12 protein-coding genes are annotated in these 14,570 nt (G+C 72.7%); 5 read left to right on the forward strand and 7 right to left on the reverse strand.

Features of this window, described 5'->3' with window-relative positions; translation table 11 throughout:
* Positions 1-67 precede the first annotated feature (67 nt).
* The 3 genes from ABTZ91_RS07900 to ABTZ91_RS07910 all read left to right on the forward strand — a co-directional run bounded on the left by ABTZ91_RS07900 (position 68) and on the right by ABTZ91_RS07910 (position 2,695).
* Complete coding sequence (locus ABTZ91_RS07900) at positions 68-718, forward strand: DUF6230 family protein (RefSeq protein WP_352076249.1); 651 nt, start codon at positions 68-70, stop codon at positions 716-718.
* 125 nt (positions 719-843) lie between these two features.
* Entirely contained in the window at positions 844-1,449 is a 606-nt protein-coding gene (locus ABTZ91_RS07905; RefSeq protein ID WP_352076250.1) for a DUF6114 domain-containing protein, read from the forward strand.
* Positions 1,439-2,695 carry a hypothetical protein gene (locus ABTZ91_RS07910; RefSeq protein WP_352076251.1) on the forward strand — a complete coding sequence of 419 codons (1,257 nt, stop codon included), beginning with the start codon at positions 1,439-1,441 and terminating at the stop codon, positions 2,693-2,695. Before ABTZ91_RS07905 ends, ABTZ91_RS07910 begins: the two co-directional genes overlap by 11 nt.
* Positions 2,696-2,788: 93 nt before the next feature.
* On the opposite strand, the gene pyk is transcribed toward ABTZ91_RS07910, so the two are convergent.
* The 3 genes from pyk to pta form a co-directional block, all read right to left on the reverse strand.
* On the reverse strand, positions 2,789-4,219 hold the full coding sequence (gene pyk / locus ABTZ91_RS07915; RefSeq protein ID WP_352076252.1) for a pyruvate kinase: 1,431 nt from the start codon (positions 4,217-4,219) through the stop codon (positions 2,789-2,791).
* An 82-nt stretch (positions 4,220-4,301) separates the two neighbouring features.
* Positions 4,302-5,537 (reverse strand): acetate kinase, encoded by a 1,236-nt coding sequence (locus ABTZ91_RS07920; RefSeq protein ID WP_352076253.1) that lies wholly within the window; start codon positions 5,535-5,537, stop codon positions 4,302-4,304.
* Positions 5,534-7,663, reverse strand: a complete 2,130-nt coding sequence (gene pta, locus ABTZ91_RS07925; protein WP_352076254.1) for a phosphate acetyltransferase — start codon at positions 7,661-7,663, stop codon at positions 5,534-5,536. The genes ABTZ91_RS07920 and pta overlap by 4 nt, the downstream gene beginning before the upstream one ends.
* A gap of 291 nt (positions 7,664-7,954) precedes the next feature.
* Here pta and ABTZ91_RS07930 point away from each other — a divergent pair, with 291 nt between their 5' ends.
* Together ABTZ91_RS07930 and ABTZ91_RS07935 are read left to right on the forward strand one after the other, a co-directional pair.
* Complete coding sequence (locus ABTZ91_RS07930) at positions 7,955-8,980, forward strand: 6-phosphofructokinase (protein ID WP_352076255.1); 1,026 nt, start codon at positions 7,955-7,957, stop codon at positions 8,978-8,980.
* A 151-nt stretch (positions 8,981-9,131) separates the two neighbouring features.
* On the forward strand, positions 9,132-10,313 hold the full coding sequence (locus ABTZ91_RS07935) for a helix-turn-helix domain-containing protein (RefSeq protein WP_352076256.1): 1,182 nt from the start codon (positions 9,132-9,134) through the stop codon (positions 10,311-10,313).
* Positions 10,314-10,331: 18 nt separating this feature from the next.
* Here ABTZ91_RS07935 and ABTZ91_RS07940 read toward each other — a convergent pair whose 3' ends face one another.
* The 4 genes from ABTZ91_RS07940 to ABTZ91_RS07955 are packed head-to-tail and all read right to left on the reverse strand — an operon-like array spanning position 10,332 to position 14,424.
* Complete coding sequence (locus ABTZ91_RS07940; protein WP_352076257.1) at positions 10,332-11,075, reverse strand: tyrosine-protein phosphatase; 744 nt, start codon at positions 11,073-11,075, stop codon at positions 10,332-10,334.
* Positions 11,076-11,114: 39 nt separating this feature from the next.
* Complete coding sequence (locus ABTZ91_RS07945) at positions 11,115-11,816, reverse strand: helix-turn-helix transcriptional regulator (RefSeq protein ID WP_352076258.1); 702 nt, start codon at positions 11,814-11,816, stop codon at positions 11,115-11,117.
* A gap of 53 nt (positions 11,817-11,869) precedes the next feature.
* Positions 11,870-12,580 (reverse strand): response regulator, encoded by a 711-nt coding sequence (locus ABTZ91_RS07950; RefSeq protein ID WP_352076259.1) that lies wholly within the window; start codon positions 12,578-12,580, stop codon positions 11,870-11,872.
* Positions 12,577-14,424 carry a sensor histidine kinase gene (locus ABTZ91_RS07955; RefSeq protein ID WP_352076260.1) on the reverse strand — a complete coding sequence of 616 codons (1,848 nt, stop codon included), beginning with the start codon at positions 14,422-14,424 and terminating at the stop codon, positions 12,577-12,579. Before ABTZ91_RS07955 ends, ABTZ91_RS07950 begins: the two co-directional genes overlap by 4 nt.
* Positions 14,425-14,570 lie beyond the last annotated feature (146 nt).

Below are 14,570 nucleotides of genomic sequence, written 5' to 3' on the forward strand. Positions count from 1 at the left end.
ACTTCTCCCATCCCAGGACGGGCCCCTGGGCCCATCCGGAGATGTACGTCCGAGAAGGAGGATTCTCATGAAGTCCCAGGTTCGTGGCGGGACCAGATGGAAGCGGTTCGCCGTCGTCATGGTGCCGAGCGTGGCCGCGACGGCCGCGATCGGTGTCGGCCTGGCCCAGGGCGCGCTCGCCGCGTCCTTCAGCATCTCCGGCCAGGAATTCAAGGTGAAGACCGACAGCCTCGTCGGTAACGACTTCGTCCAGTACGGCAGCGTCAACGTCGGCAAGGACCTGGAGGGCAAGGACTTCGCCGCCCCGGTCGCGGTGTCCGGCTTCTCCGAGGCCTGGATCAGCAACATGTGCCAGTCCGTCGTGACGCCGCACGTTCCGTTCGTCGGTGACGTGACGCTGCAGCTGACGGCCGGCACGGGCAAGGACAAGGTCTACGCGAAGAACATCTACCTGGATGTCTCCTCGCTGAAGACCGACGCCGAGTTCACCAACATCGACATCGGCGTCGCCGCCGGCAACCTGGCCAAGGCGCCGGGCAAGCCCGGCATCCAGCCCAACACCAAGGCCAACCCGTACGGCTTCGGCCAGCGGGCCGAGGTCGCGAAGCTCTCGAACGTCGAGCAGAAGGCGTGGGCGACCACCGCCGGCACCTTCAAGCTGCCCGACCTCAACCTGTCCCTCCACCGGGGCAAGGGCGACAAGGTCGAGTGCTTCTGAGGCCGAGGTCCGTCCAGGACTGAAGCCCCAGGGTGGGGTGCCGTCGTGCGCGGCCCCCACCCGCTCCGGCGAGTGCCCTTCTTCATCTTCTTTCTCAGCAACACCGCTTTCAGGGAGCTGTTTCCATGAGCGCCGAGTCCACTGCTTCCAGCGGAGTCCCCCAGGAGAACCGGTTCCGTGTCTGGCGGCAGACCCGGCCCTTCTGGGCGGGCCTGTTCACCATCATCGGTGGCATTCCGATCGCCTACCTCCCGTACGGGGACATGCGGCTCGGCAACGTCACGCTCGCCATGGCGACGACGGCCGGCGCCGGTGCGCTGATCATCGGTGTCCTGCTCATCACGCTCGGACTGACGATGTGGTTCCAGCCCGTCGTCCGGGTCTTCGCGGGCGTCGCGGCGATCGTGCTCGGGCTCATCTCCATCCCCGTGTCGAACTTCGGCGGCCTGGTCGTCGGCTTCCTCTTCGCCCTCGTCGGCGGCGGCATGTCCGCCTCGTGGGCACCGGCCGAACCGGCCGCGGAGGACACCGGGACCGAGCCGGGCACCGCGGCGCACGCCGGGCAGAGCACCGGGCAGGCCGCGGACGGGACCGAGACCGCCCCGGCCGGGCACGAGCACGCGCACATGCACGACGGCACGACGCAGCCGGTGATCCCGCAGCAGGGTTCCGAGGCGCCGGTGGCCGAGACGACGATCCACGTCAACGGCGGGAGGAACAGTGCGGGGTGACGAAACACAGTCGGCCGGGACGGCGAGAGGGCGCCACGCGGCCCCCCGCAAGTCCCTCCTGAACAAGCTCCACGTCCCGGCCGGCAAGGCGATGGCCCTCGCGGCCATGCCCACCGCGGTGATCGTGGGCATGGGCCTGGCACCCCGGCTCGCCCTCGCCGACGACAACAAGGACATCCCCTTCGCCCCCGGCCCGTGCGTGACCCGCTCGGACGAACCGACGGCCGAGGAGACGAAGAAGCCGGCGCGGACGCAGACTCCCGAGCCGACGGCGAGCGCGACCGCCACCGGCACGCCGGCCCCGGAGACCTCGGCCACCACCGAGCCGAAGCCGACCGCGACGACCGGCGCCACGGCCGCGCCCCAGGCGCCCCAGGGATCCCAGGCGCCCAAGGCGCCCGGCACGGCCCCCTCGCCGACCCCGACGGCCACCCCGTCGGTCAACCCGCTCGACCCGCTGGGCATCGGCGACGCCCTCAAGGACCTCTTCGACGGACCGGACAAGACGACGGCCCCGGCGCCCACGCCCACCGCCACCCGGCCCGGCGCGCCCACCGCCACCCAGTCCGGCGCGCCCGCCGCCCCCAAGCCGACGGCGACGAAGAGCACCGCCCCGGTCGACAAGGCCGCCGAGCGCACCAAGGCGGCCATCAAGGACGCCGCGGACAAGGCCGGTGCCACGACCGAGGAGCTGCCCGACTCCGCCAAGGGCCTCGACGCCAAGAAGGACGAGGACATCCCCGAGGGCGCCAAGCCGCGCTTCCCGTGTCCCGAGCCGGACCCCGAGGCGCTCGCCGCGGCCGAGCTGGAGACCGGCATGCCGCTCCTGCCGGACGAGGCGTGGACCCTGCGGACCACGATGCTCACCCTGCGCGGCCTGGACTACAAGGGCATCGTCGAGGTGAAGACCGCCAGCGGGAAGATCAAGAAGGTCCTGAAGTTCACCGCGGACGAGATCGACATCAAGGACCTGCACCAGCTGACCGTCCACTCCGACGGCCTGACCGGACACGTCCGCTCCGACAAGGGCTCGACCTCGACCATGCGCGGCGGCACGGTGACCATGTACACGGAGCAGCTGAAGGGCAACCTCTTCGGCCTCATCCCGGTCACCTTCAGCCCCGAGACCCCGCCGCCGCTGAACGTGCCCTTCGCCTTCTTCTCCGACGCCACGGTGAAGCAGGCCGGCCAGTTCGGCGGCACGCTCAAGGTCCCGGGCCTGCGCAACACCGTCGAGCCGAACTGACCGGCGTACCACTCCGGGAGCCGCACGCGCGAAAAGCCCCCGCCCCTCCGAGGAGGGACGGGGGCTTCGCCGTCGTGTCGCGGGGCGGGGCGCTCAGTCGCGCTGGGCGCCGCCGAGGTGGTGCACCCGGACCATGTTGGTGGTGCCCGGCACGCCGGGGGGCGAGCCGGCCGTGATCACCATGATGTCGCCGGCGTTGTAGCGCTGGAGCTTCAGCAGCTCGGCGTCGACCAGGTCGACCATGGCGTCGGTGGTCTCCACGAACGGGACGAGGAAGGACTCCACGCCCCAGCTCAGGGTGAGCTGGTTGCGGGTCGACTCGTCCGTCGTGAAGGCGAGGATCGGCTGCTGCGCGCGGTAGCGCGAGAGCCGGCGGGCCGTGTCGCCGGACTGGGTGAAGGCGATGAGCGCCTTGCCGTTCAGGAAGTCGGCGATCTCGCAGGCCGCGCGGGCGACGGAACCGCCCTGCGTCCGCGGCTTCTTGCCGGGGACCAGCGGCTGCAGGCCCTTGGAGAGCAGCTCCTCCTCGGCCGCGGCGACGATCTTCGACATCGTCTTGACGGTCTCGATCGGGTAGGCGCCGACGCTGGACTCCGCCGACAGCATGACCGCGTCCGCGCCGTCCAGGATCGCGTTGGCGACGTCGCTCGCCTCGGCGCGGGTGGGCCGGGAGTTGGTGATCATCGACTCCATCATCTGGGTGGCGACGATGACCGGCTTGGCGTTGCGCCGGCACATCTCCACGAGGCGCTTCTGCACCATCGGGACCTTCTCCAGCGGGTACTCCACGGCGAGGTCGCCACGGGCCACCATGACCGCGTCGAAGGCCGCGACGACGTCCTCCATGTTGTCGACCGCCTGCGGCTTCTCCACCTTGGCGATGACCGGGACCCGGCGGCCCTCCTCGTCCATCACCTTGTGGACGTCCTTGACGTCGTCGGCGTTGCGGACGAAGGAGAGCGCGACCATGTCGCAGCCCATGCGCAGCGCGAAACGGAGGTCCTCCACGTCCTTCTCGGACAGGGCCGGGACGTTGACCGCCGCGCCGGGCAGGTTGATGCCCTTGTGGTCGGAGATGACACCGCCCTCGACGACGATCGTCTTGACCCGCGGGCCCTCGACCTCGACGACGCGCAGCTCGACGTTGCCGTCGTTGATGAGGACCTGGTCGCCCTTGGAGACGTCGCCGGGCAGGCCCTTGTACGTGGTGCCGCAGATGGACTTGTCGCCGGGGACGTCCTCGGTGGTGATGGTGAACTCGTCACCGCGCACCAGCTCGACCGGGCCCTCCGCGAAGGTCTCCAGACGGATCTTGGGGCCCTGGAGATCGGCGAGCACGCCCACGGCGCGGCCGGTGTCCGCCACCGCCCTGCGGAGACGGTCGTACCGCTCCTGGTGCTCTGCCTGGGTCCCGTGGCTCATGTTGAATCGGGCCACGTTCATGCCGGCCTCGATGAGAGCCTTCAGCTGCTCATACGAGTCGACGGCGGGGCCCAGCGTGCAGACGATTTTGGAACGGCGCATGAGGCGGATCCTATCGGTTTGTTTCACTGCGGAATATTCCGTCTGGCGGAAAGTACAAATGGGCGGGACCCCGCTCAGGCGTTCACTTCTCCTGTGCCGGATCGTGCACCAGAGCGAAGGTCTGCCGGGCGATCTCCAGCTCCTCGTCGGTCGGGACGACGGCCACCGCCACCCGCGCGTACTCCGGCGAGATGATCCGGGCCTCGTCGGACCGCACGGCGTTCAGATCGGCGTCCACCGCCAGGCCCAGCTCCTCCAGGCCCGCGACCGCAGCTTCCCGCACCGGGGCCGCGTTCTCACCCACCCCCGCCGTGAACACCACCGCGTCCACCCGGCCGAGCACCGCGTAGTACGCCCCGATGTACTTCTTCAGCCGGTGGATGTAGACGTCGAAGGCCAGCGCGGCCCGCTGGTCGCCCTCGTCGATCCGGCGCCGGATCTCCCGCATGTCGTTGTCGCCGCACAGCCCCACCAGACCGGACCGCTTGTTGAGCAGGGTGTCGATCTCGTCGGCCGTCATCCCCGCCACCCGCATGAGGTGGAAGGTCACCGCCGGGTCGACGTCGCCCGAGCGGGTGCCCATGACCAGGCCTTCCAGCGGGGTCAGCCCCATCGAGGTGTCCACGCACCGGCCGCCCGCCACCGCCGACGCGGAGGCCCCGTTGCCGAGGTGCAGCACGATCACGTTCACCTCCTCCGGGGCCTTCCCGAGCAGCCGCGCCGTCTCCCGGGACACGTACGCGTGGGAGGTGCCGTGGAAGCCGTAGCGGCGGATCCGGTACGCGTCGGCCGTGTCCACGTCGATCGCGTAGCGTGCCGCCGCCTCCGGCATCGTGGTGTGGAAGGCGGTGTCGAAGACCGCCACCTGCGGCAGGTCGGGGCGCAGCGTCATCGCCGTACGGATGCCGACGATGTTCGCCGGGTTGTGCAGCGGCGCCACCGGCACGAGGCGTTCGATCTCGGCGAGCACCTCCTCGTCGATGACGGTCGGCGCGGTGAACCTCAGCCCGCCGTGCACCACCCGGTGGCCGATCGCCGCCAGCTCGGGGGAGTCGAGGCCGAGCCCGTCGGCCGCCAGCTCCTCGGCGACCGCCTTCAGGGCCGCCGCGTGGTCGGCGACGGCGCCGCTGCGCTCGCGCCTGGCGCCGTCCCCGCGCAGCGGGGTGTGGACCAGGCGGGAACCCTCCTCGCCGATCCGCTCGACCAGGCCGACCGCGAGCCGGCTGCCGTCCGCCATGTCGAGCAGCTGGTACTTCACCGACGAGGAGCCGGAGTTGAGGACGAGGACACGGGTGGGGGAGGGGGTGGGGGCGGTCATGCGGGGAGCTCCTGGCCCTGGGCGGGGTTCTGGGACCGGTCGGGGGCGTGGGACCGGTCGGGGTTCTGGGACTGGATCGCCGTGATGGCGACGGTGTTGACGATGTCGCTGACGAGCGCGCCGCGCGAGAGGTCGTTCACGGGCTTGCGCAGACCCTGCAGCACCGGGCCGACGGCGACCGCGCCGGCCGAGCGCTGCACGGCCTTGTAGGTGTTGTTGCCGGTGTTGAGGTCCGGGAAGATCAGCACGCTCGCCTGGCCCGCGACCTCCGAGCCGGGCAGCTTGGTCGCCGCGACGGAGGGCTCGACGGCCGCGTCGTACTGGATCGGACCCTCGATCTTCAGCTCCGGCCGGCTCTCGCGGACCAGCTTGGTCGCCTCGCGCACCTTGTCGACGTCCGCGCCGGAGCCGGAGGTGCCGGTGGAGTACGAGAGCATCGCGATCCTCGGCTCGACGCCGAAGCGGGCGGCGGTCGCCGCCGACTGGACGGCGATGTCGGCGAGCTGCTCGGCGTTCGGGTCCGGGTTGACCGCGCAGTCGCCGTACACCAGCACCTTGTCGGCCAGGCACATGAAGAAGACCGAGGAGACGATCCGCGCGTCCGGCTTGGTCTTGATGATCTCGAAGGCGGGCCGGATGGTCGCCGCCGTGGAGTGCACCGAGCCGGAGACCATGCCGTCGGCCAGGCCCTCCTGCACCATCAGGGTGCCGAAGTAGTTCACGTCCGACACCACGTCGTACGCCAGCTCCACGGTGACGCCCTTGTGGGTGCGCAGTGCCGCGTACTTCTCGGCGAACGCGTCCCGCAGCTGCGAGGTCTGCGGGTCGATCAGCTGGGTGTCGCGCAGGTCCACGCTCAGGTCGGCGGCCTTCTTGCGGATGGCCTCGACGTCGCCGAGCAGGGTCAGGTCGCAGACGTCCCGGCGGATCAGCACGTCGGCGGCGCGCAGCACCCGCTCCTCGGTACCCTCCGGCAGGACCACCCGGCGGCGGTCGGCGCGGGCCTGTTCGAGCAGCTCGTGCTCGAACATCATCGGGGTGACCCGGCCGCTGCGGGCGACGGAGAGCCGCCGGAGCAGGTCGGCGGTGTCGACGTGCCGCTCGAACAGGCCGAGGGCGGTCTCCGCCTTGCGCGGGGTGGCCGCGTTCAGCTTGCCTTCGAGGGCGAAGAGCTCGGCGGCGGTGGGGAAGCTGTTGCCGGGGACGGAGATCACCGGCGTGCCCGGCGCGAGACGGGCGGCCAGCGTGAGGATCTCGTCGCTGGGCCGCTCGTTGAGCGTCAGCAGCACGCCGGCGATCGGCGGGGTGCCGGCCGAGTGCGCGGCGAGCGCGCCGACGACCAGGTCGGCCCGGTCCCCGGGGGTGACCACCAGACAGCCCGGGGTCAGCGCGTTGAGGAAGTTCGGCAGCATCGCGCCGCCGAAGACGAAATCGAGGGCGTCCCGGGCCAGACCGGCGTCGTCGCCGAGGACGACGGTCGCGCCGAGCGCGTGGGTGATCTGGGCGACGGTCGGCGCCGCGAGGCTCGGATCGTCGGGCAGCACGTAGCAGGGCACGGGCAGCCGGGCCGAAAGGCGCTCGGCGATCGGAGCCCGGTCCTCGGCCGCGACCCGGTTGACCACCATCGCGAGCACGTCGCAGCCGAGGCCGTCGTAGGCGCGGAAGGCGTTGCGGGCCTCGGCCCGTACGGACTCGGCGGGCTGGCCCTTGCCGCCGACCACCGGGATCACCGAGGCGCCGAACTCGTTGGCGAGCCGGGCGTTGAGCGCGAGCTCGTCGGGCAGCTGGGTGGCGGCGAAGTCGGTGCCGAGGACGAGGACGACCTCGTAGTCGCGGGCCACCGCGTGGAAGCGGTCCACCAGCCGGGACACCAGCTCGTCGGTGCCTCGCTCGGCCTGGAGCGAGGAGGCCTCGTGGTAGTCCATGCCGTACACGGTGGAGGCGTCCTGGGTGAGCCGGTAACGGCTCCGCAGCAGGTCGAACAGGCGATCGGGGCCGTCGTGCACCAGCGGGCGGAACACCCCCACCCGGTCCACCTGGCGGGTCAGGAGCTCCATGACTCCCAGCTCGACGACCTGGCGGCCGTCTCCGCGGTCGATCCCGGTCACGTACACGCTGCGCGTCACGCCGTGGTCTCCTGTGTCCTTCGAAGTCGTTCAGGTGTCAGCAGGTGCCGCCTCGGGCGTCAATCGAGTGTGTTCAAAAAACCCCGATAGAGTGGCAATGCCCTCTTGACAATACCCCCGCAGATCGATACGACGCCCGCTGGACGAAGGGCCCGGATCCCCGGCCCCAGGGCCCCGCCGGGCCCCGGGACGCCGGACGCGCGGGGCGGCGGGGAGCGCGCCCGCACCGGAAGACCGTGTGAGAATCGACGCGGCTCACACGTACCACTACCGAGCAGGAGACACGGCACGATGCGCATCGGAGTTCTGACAGCGGGCGGCGACTGTCCCGGCCTGAACGCGGTGATCCGGTCGATCGTGCACCGGGCCGTGACCCACTACGGCGACGAGGTCATCGGCTTCGAGGACGGCTACGCGGGCCTGCTCGACGGACGCTACCGCCCCCTCGACCTCAACGCCGTCAGCGGCATCCTCGCCCGCGGCGGCACCATCCTCGGCTCCTCCCGCCTGGAGCGCGACCGCTTCCGCGCCGCCTGCGACAACGCCAAGGAACTGATCGAGAAGAGCGGCTTCGACGCGCTCGTCCCGATCGGCGGCGAGGGCACCCTCACCGCCGCCCGGATGCTGTCCGAGGTGGGCGTGCCCGTCGTCGGCGTCCCCAAGACCATCGACAACGACATCTCCTCCACCGACCGCACCTTCGGCTTCGACACCGCCGTCGGCGTCGCCACCGAGGCCATGGACCGGCTCAAGACCACCGCCGAGTCCCACCAGCGCGTCATGGTCGTCGAGGTGATGGGCCGGCACGCCGGCTGGATCGCCCTGGAGTCCGGCATGGCCGGCGGCGCCCACGGCATCTGCCTGCCCGAGCGCCCCTTCGACCCGGCCGACCTGGTCAAGATGGTCGAGGAGCGCTTCGCCCGCGGCAAGAAGTTCGCCGTCATCTGCGTCGCCGAGGGCGCCCACCCCGCCGACGGCACCATGGACTACGGCAAGGGCGCCATCGACCAGTTCGGCCACGAACGCTTCCAGGGCATCGGCACCGCCCTCGCCCACGAGCTGGAGAAGCGCCTCGGCAAGGAGGCCCGGCCCGTCATCCTCGGCCACGTCCAGCGCGGCGGCACGCCGACCGCGTACGACAGGGTGCTCGCCACCCGCTTCGGCTGGCACGCGGTGGAGGCCGTGCACCGCGGCGAGTTCGGCAACATGACCGCGCTGCGCGGCACCGACATCCGGATGGTCCCGCTGGCCGAGGCCGTCACCCAGCTCAAGACCGTCCCCACGGAGCGGATGCGCGAGGCCGAGTCCGTCTTCTGACGCATCCTTGGGAAACCGGCCCCGATCGTCCCCCCGTGGAAGATCGGGGCCGGATCCATGCTTGAGCCCGGCGCCGCGATCAACAAGGCTTGGGCCTGTCCCGGACATGTCCCAACCCGTCCGGCCGTACGGATCGAGGGGAGCGGCGCGCATGACCACGGGGGATACGGCTCCTGATCCGCGGGAGGCACGAAACCCGGCCGACTTCCTCGCGTGCCTCCAGGCCCTGAAGAACCGGTCCGGCCTCACCTACCGCGAACTCGCCGCCCGCGCCGACGCGCGGGGCGACGTGCTGCCCCGCTCGACCGTCGCCAACATGCTGGCCCGCACGACCCTCCCGCGCGAGGAGCTCCTCGCCGCGTTCGTCCGCGCGTGCGGGGTCGGACCGGGCGAGGCGGAGGAGTGGGAGGCGGTACGGAAGGAGCTGGCGACGCGGGGGGTGTACGAGCCGGGGGCGGGCGGTGCGGGGGCGGCGGGGCCTGGGGCGGCCGGAACCGTGACCGCCGGCCCCGGGGCGGACCGGATCGGGGTGGCGGGCCCGGTGACGGCCGGGCCCGCGACGGACGAGCCGGGGGCGGCGGGGTCCGGGGCGCCCCGGGCAGGGACCGCCGACCCCGGGGTGGCTCGACCAGCGGCGGCCGAGCCGGTGGCGGACTCGCCCGACCGCGCGGCGGAGGCACCGCCGGTGTGGCCGGGGGTCGCGGGGGCGGAGCCGCCCGTGGACAGCGCAGGGCCCGGCTCCGACGCGACCCGCTTCCGCCTGCGTCGCACCCTGGTCGCCGTCGTCGCCGTGGCCGGCCTCGTCCTCGCCACCCTCAGCGTCGTCGCCTTCCTCCGCGAGGACACCCCGGCCCACCGCACCCCGCCCGTGCTCACCGCACCCGCCGAGGGCCCCGTCCACATCCGGGTGATCGGCTCGGGCCTGTGCCTGAACGAGCGGCGGGGCGGCCGGAGCGGTCAGATCCACCAGCGTCCCTGCGCGGGCGCCGACGTCCCCGCGTACGAGCTGAAACGACTCGGCGGCGACCAGTGGCGGATCGTCTCACAGCACCCCGACTACGGCCCCGGCTGCTCCGGGATCCCCTCCGGCGGCCGGATACCCGACGCCGCCTTCGAGGACTCCGAGTGCGGTGACCCCACCCGCGTCGAACGCTTCACCCTGGAGCCGCACGGCACCCCGGTCACCGGCTACCGCATCGTCCCGGCCGGCTCCGCGACCCCGGGCAGCTGCGTCACCGTCGTCGGCGACCTCGCGGCCGAGTGGGCCCGGCTGGCCCAGGCGCCGTGCAGGCCGGACGCCCGGGGCCAGCTCTTCGGCTTCGACCGCCGGTAGGCGCCGCCGGCCGGAGGGTCAGACCCGCTCCACGAGCCGGGCCCGCAGCGCGTCCACGGCCGTCGGCTCCAGGCCCACGTGCCCGGTGACGTACCCGTACACCGAGCCGTACTCCGCCCGCAGGTCGGCGAGGACCAGCCGCATGACCTCGGCGGGTGCCCGGCCGTAACCGGGCCAGCGCAGCTCGCGGCCGGGGTGGGCGGCCTTCCAGTCGGCGACGAGCCGCTCCGTGGCGAGCTCGGTGAGGGCGAAGTCGGCGAGGACGTCCTCGTCCGGCACGTCGAGCAGGCCGAGGACGAGGGCGGCGAGCAGGCCCGTGCGGTCCTTGCCGGAGGCGCAGTGGAAGACCAGCGGTCCTTCGGCCGCGGCGATGATCTCCAGGGCCGCGCGGATCTCGGCGTGGCCGTCGAGCGCGACCTCGGCGAAGCGGTCCGCGAGATAGCGCCAGGGGTCCAGGGCCGGGTCGATCTCGGCCTGGTCGTACGGCCGGTGCTCGATGCTCAGGTTGTGCCAGGTCTGCGGCTCGGTCTCGGGGTGGCGGCCCTTGGCGGCGATCTCCCACGGATAGCGCAGGTCGATCACGGTGGCCACGCCCAGCTCCCGGAAGCGCTCCAGATCGGCGCGCGCGTCGGGGCCCGCGAGCTTGGCGAGGGAGTCGGAACGGTAGAGGGTCGCCCACCGCACGCTCCCGCCGTCGGCGGTCCGATAGCCGCCCAGGTCACGGAAGTTGTGGAGCCGTTCGAAAGGTATGTGTCGTCTCACCGGCCCCAATCTAGGGGTCGGCGGGCGACGCGGTGATCACTACGGGCCGACGGCGGCCCAGAAGTGGTCCGTGATCTCGTCCAGGTAGGCACGGCCCGTGTCACCGGTGCCACCCGAGGCGCCCCAGCTGCTGGTGGCGGCCATCGTGGAGTGGTAGTCGGCGTGCAGGCGCTGGAGGGCGTCCTCCACGGTCCGCTTCGGCAGCGGCAGCAGCTTCGCCACCGGTTTCACATACGCCTGCCAGCGGGTCGTCGCCGCGTCGCGCAGCAGGCCGGCGAGCTGCTGGTCGCCGCCGGTCGCGGCGAGCAGCGCGCGCGGGCCGAGGCCGAGGAGCTCCGCGAGGGCGGCGGTCTGGCGCTCGTTGCCGCGCCAGCGCCCCGACTCCTCCATGCGCAGGTACGCGCCGGGGTCCAGGCCCACCCGGCGCGCCAGGTCCTCCGGGGCGAGGCCCCGGGCCATCCGGTGTTCCCGCAGGGTGGTGGCGGCGGCGATGAGCTCGGCGGGGGAACACCACAGCACGCCGGCCAGCGCGGTCAGCTCCTGCGCGGTGGGGGTGAGCCGGCCGCGTTCCCAGGCGACGACGGTCTCGGGATTGACGTACAGGCCGTACTGGACCCGCAGGCCGTAGGCGACGTGTTCGGGGCCCATGCCGAGCCCCTCGCGCAGACGGCGGGCGGCGAGCGCGTGGAAGGGGGGAGAGGGTTGGTGCACGCCGCCACCGTAGATGCGGAGTGTGACCATTGGATACGGTGCGTTCCCCCAAACCCGGAAGGTCGTAGGAAGATGGGAACTGATCAGTAACCGCGGGTCGGGCCCTCGGCCGCGCTGAGCCACCGGTACTGGAGCTCGGGGCGCCCTATCTGCCCGTACTGCGGCGCGCGGGCCGCCCGGCCGGCGGTCACCAGGTGCTCCAGATAGCGGCGGGCCGTGATCCGCGAGATCCCGACGGCCGCGCCCGCCTCCGCCGCGGTGAGGCCGTCGGCCGCCGCCCGCAGCGAGCGGGTCACCGCCTCCAGGGTGGGCCCGCTCAGCCCCTTCGGCAGCGCGGCGGGCTGCGGGGCGCGCAGGGTGGCGAGGGCCCGGTCCACCTCGTCCTGGCCCGAGGCCTCGCCGGCCGTCGCCCGGAACTCCGCGTACCGGGCGAGCCGGTCCCTCAGGGTGGCGAAGGTGAACGGCTTCAGGACGTACTGCACGACGCCGAGGGACACGCCCTCCCGCACGATCGCCAGGTCGCGCGCCGAGGTCACCGCGATCACGTCGGCCGCGTGCCCGGCGGCGCGCAGGGACCGCAGCAGCTGCAGCCCGTGGCCGTCCGGAAGATAGAGGTCGAGCAGGATGAGGTCCACCGGCGTCCGTTCCAGCACCCGCACCGCCGCGGCCCGCGAATGCGCCACGCCCACCACCACGAAGCCGTCCACCCGCCCCGCGTACAGGGCGTGCGCGTCGGCGGCGACGGGATCGTCCTCGACCACGAGCACCCGGATGTCCCGGCCGGCCTCGCTCATGCCCCCACCTCCGCGACGGGGGCCTGAGGGGTGGTGCCGTCGCCGTCGTCGTCCGTGACGGGAGCCCGCGAGGCGGCTGCGTCCGCGGCGGGGGGCTGGGTGGCGGCTGCGTCTGTGGAGGTGGTCTGTGGGGCGGTCACGTCCGTGGCGGTGGCCTGCCGGGTGGTCTCGTCCGTGGCGGTGGCCCGCCGGGTGGTCTCGTCCCCGGCGGGGGCCTGCGGGGCGTCCGCCCGCGCGGCGCCGAGCGGCAGCCGGACGGTGAACTCCGCGCCGCCGAGCCGGGACCGCTCCAGGGTCAGCGTGCCGGACGCCCGGGTGACCGCCTGCCGGACCAGGGCGAGCCCGAGCCCCCGCCCGGGCCCCCGGGTCGACCAGCCCCGGTCCAGGACCGCCTCCCGGTCCTCGGCCCGCACACCGGGTCCGCTGTCGCCGACCTGGAGCAGCAGCTCGCCGCCCTCCGCGAGCGCGGTCACGGTGACCCGGGCGCCCTTGCCGCCGGTGCCGCCGGCCGCCTCCACCGCGTTGTCGACAAGGTTGCCGAGGATCGTCACCAGGTCGCGGGAGGGCAGGGACACCGGCAGGACACCGTCGTCGATGCGGCTGTCCTCGGTCAGGACCAGTTCCACGCCCCGCTCGTTCGCCTGCGCCGCCTTGCCGAGGAGGAGGGCGGCGAGGACGGGTTCGCCGACGGCGGTCACCACGCGGTCGGTGAGGGCCTGGGCCAGTTCCAGTTCGGCGGTGGCGAAGCCGACGGCCTCGTCGACGCGGCCCAGTTCGATCAGCGAGACCACCGTGTGGAGCCGGTTCGCCGCCTCGTGCGCCTGGGAGCGCAGGGCCTCCGTGAAGCCGCGCTCGGAGTCCAGCTCGCCGGAGAGCGCCTGGAGCTCGGTGCGGTCCCGCAGGGTCACCACGGTGCCGCGGCGCTCGCCGCCCACCACCGGACGGGTGTTGACGACGAGGACCCGCTCGTCGGTCAGGTGCAGTTCGTCCACGCGCGGCTCCGAGGCGAGCAGCGCGCCCGTCAGCGAGGCCGGCAGCCCCAGGTCAGCCGCCGGACGGCCGACCACGTCGTCGCCGTCCGCGCCGGCCAGGCCCAGCAGTTCCCGCGCCCCGTCGTTGATCAACGCGATCCGCCGCCGCCCGTCCAGCATCACCAGTCCCTCGTGCACCGCGTGCAGCGCGGCCTCGTGGTAGTCGTGCATCCGGCTCAGCTCCGTCGCGTTCATGCCCTTGGTGTGCCGGCGCAGCCGGGCGTTGATCACATACGTGCCGGCGCCGCCGAGCGCGAGCGCCGCGCCGGCCATGCCGAGCAGGGCCGCGACCTGCTCGCTCACCTGCTCGCTGATCTTCTCGATGGTGATGCCGGCGCTGACCAGGGCGATCACCCGGTCGTGGTCCTGCGGGTCGACGACCGGCGCGACCGTACGGACCGAGGGGCCCAGCACCCCCATGTGGATCTCGGAGAAGGTCTCACCGCGCACGGCCGGGTCGATGTGCCCGAGGTAGGTACGGCCGATCTGCTCCGGCTCGGGGTGCGTCCAGCGCGTCCCGTCCGGAGCCATGATCACCACGAAGGTGACGCCCGAGCGCCGCCGCAGCGCCTCCGTGTACGGCTGGAGCGCGGCCGTCGGGTTCGCCGAGCGGGCCGCCGCCACCACGGCGGGCGACTCGGCGACGGCCGTGGCGGTCGCCGTCGACTGGCGGCGCGCGGTCTCCTCGGCCTGGGCGCGGTCCGTCACGTACGCGAAGACCGCGCACCCCGCGACGACGGCGGCCACCAGCACGACCTGCATCGCGAAGAGCTGAGCCGCGAGACTGCGGGGCCGGGGCAGGTGGAGACGCATGCGAGCAAGTGTGCCGGTCACGGCGACGGAAGCTCGAACCGCGTAGCCGAATCGTTTCCCGAGCGGCCTCCCGAGCCGATACGAGCCGATCCCGAGCCGTACGCCGCATCGTTTCCGAGTGTCTCCCGCATCGGTCCTGGAACGAG

Origin of the sequence: Streptomyces sp. NPDC126499 (assembly GCF_040302485.1) — a bacterium.
GTDB lineage: Bacteria > Actinomycetota > Actinomycetes > Streptomycetales > Streptomycetaceae > Streptomyces.

Bases quoted from the DNA above. Each gene is read 5' to 3' on its own strand.
- ABTZ91_RS07900 (WP_352076249.1), top strand. From the start codon at position 68: ATGAAGTCCCAGGTTCGTGGCGGGACCAGATGGAAGCGGTTCGCCGTC.
- ABTZ91_RS07905 (WP_352076250.1), top strand. From the start codon at position 844: ATGAGCGCCGAGTCCACTGCTTCCAGCGGAGTCCCCCAGGAGAACCGG.
- pyk (WP_352076252.1), bottom strand. From the start codon at position 4,219: ATGCGCCGTTCCAAAATCGTCTGCACGCTGGGCCCCGCCGTCGACTCG.
- ABTZ91_RS07920 (WP_352076253.1), bottom strand. From the start codon at position 5,537: ATGACCGCCCCCACCCCCTCCCCCACCCGTGTCCTCGTCCTCAACTCC.
- ABTZ91_RS07930 (WP_352076255.1), top strand. From the start codon at position 7,955: ATGCGCATCGGAGTTCTGACAGCGGGCGGCGACTGTCCCGGCCTGAAC.
- ABTZ91_RS07935 (WP_352076256.1), top strand. From the start codon at position 9,132: ATGACCACGGGGGATACGGCTCCTGATCCGCGGGAGGCACGAAACCCG.
- ABTZ91_RS07945 (WP_352076258.1), bottom strand. From the start codon at position 11,816: ATGGTCACACTCCGCATCTACGGTGGCGGCGTGCACCAACCCTCTCCC.
- ABTZ91_RS07950 (WP_352076259.1), bottom strand. From the start codon at position 12,580: ATGAGCGAGGCCGGCCGGGACATCCGGGTGCTCGTGGTCGAGGACGAT.
- ABTZ91_RS07955 (WP_352076260.1), bottom strand. From the start codon at position 14,424: ATGCGTCTCCACCTGCCCCGGCCCCGCAGTCTCGCGGCTCAGCTCTTC.